This is a genomic window from Pleomorphovibrio marinus (assembly GCF_003347495.1).
Lineage (GTDB): Bacteria > Bacteroidota > Bacteroidia > Cytophagales > Cyclobacteriaceae > Pleomorphovibrio > Pleomorphovibrio marinus.
In genome coordinates, this window is sequence record NZ_QCXY01000048.1 from 1 (window position 1) to 683 (window position 683).

The 683-nt window shown below is 36.5% G+C and carries 2 protein-coding genes; both read right to left on the reverse strand.

Annotation, left to right across the window (positions count from 1 at the left end; translation table 11 throughout):
• Positions 1–221: 221 nt before the first annotated feature.
• Positions 222–398, reverse strand: coding sequence for a DUF5615 family PIN-like protein (locus tag DB520_RS27445; RefSeq protein ID WP_232835171.1), 177 nt, complete (start codon positions 396–398; stop codon positions 222–224).
• On the reverse strand, positions 398–625 hold the full coding sequence (locus DB520_RS26315; protein ID WP_114752808.1) for a DUF433 domain-containing protein: 228 nt from the start codon (positions 623–625) through the stop codon (positions 398–400). The genes DB520_RS27445 and DB520_RS26315 overlap by 1 nt, the downstream gene beginning before the upstream one ends.
• Positions 626–683: the final 58 nt, after the last annotated feature.

The window sequence follows — 683 nt, forward strand, 5'->3', positions numbered from 1 at the left end:
TGCTTCCGATACATATGCTTAAGTTAAGTCTCTAGTTTAAAAACTGTCGCCGAAAGTTGATCTAACTCCATCATAAATCCCCCATTTGAACCTAAGTGAGCGATAGTCGGCAGGTGATCAGAAAGTACTTTTATCAAAATCGAATTGGATATGTTTCCAAGTTTGATTCTTATCTTATCAGTTTTTTGGGAGTATTTTTGATCAAAAAGCTATTTCTGAAATCAATCAACATCTTTTGTAATAACAATCAAATCGTGTTCATCGGCATATGTGCAAATATCTTCATCCTTAGTATGCCATTTATCCAAGATTTGATTTACATGGGTTGCATGAATCTCCAATGACCTAAGATAGCTTACAAGTTTGAAGGAGATATGGACATCACAGAGAAACCTCATCAAGCCACCTCTACTATATTTACACCTGAGAGTGAAAGTCTCGCATACTGAAGACAGGCTAAAATGTCGTCTTTTTCCAATTCAGGATGCTCGGCTAAAATCTCATCCATGCTCATACCAGATCCAAGCATATCAATTACTATTTCCACGGGCCATCGCATGCCCCGTACACATGGTTTTCCATGGCAGACAGCAGGATCCAACGTAATTCTATTAAGTAGATTCATAATTCCAAATTAGGATACAATCAAATTTAATGAAATTTTCAGCATTTTTTACCATGAA

Coding starts and splice junctions, on each gene's coding strand:
- DB520_RS27445 (WP_232835171.1), bottom strand. CDS start 398: ATGAGGTTTCTCTGTGATGTCCATATCTCCTTCAAACTTGTAAGCTAT.
- DB520_RS26315 (WP_114752808.1), bottom strand. CDS start 625: ATGAATCTACTTAATAGAATTACGTTGGATCCTGCTGTCTGCCATGGA.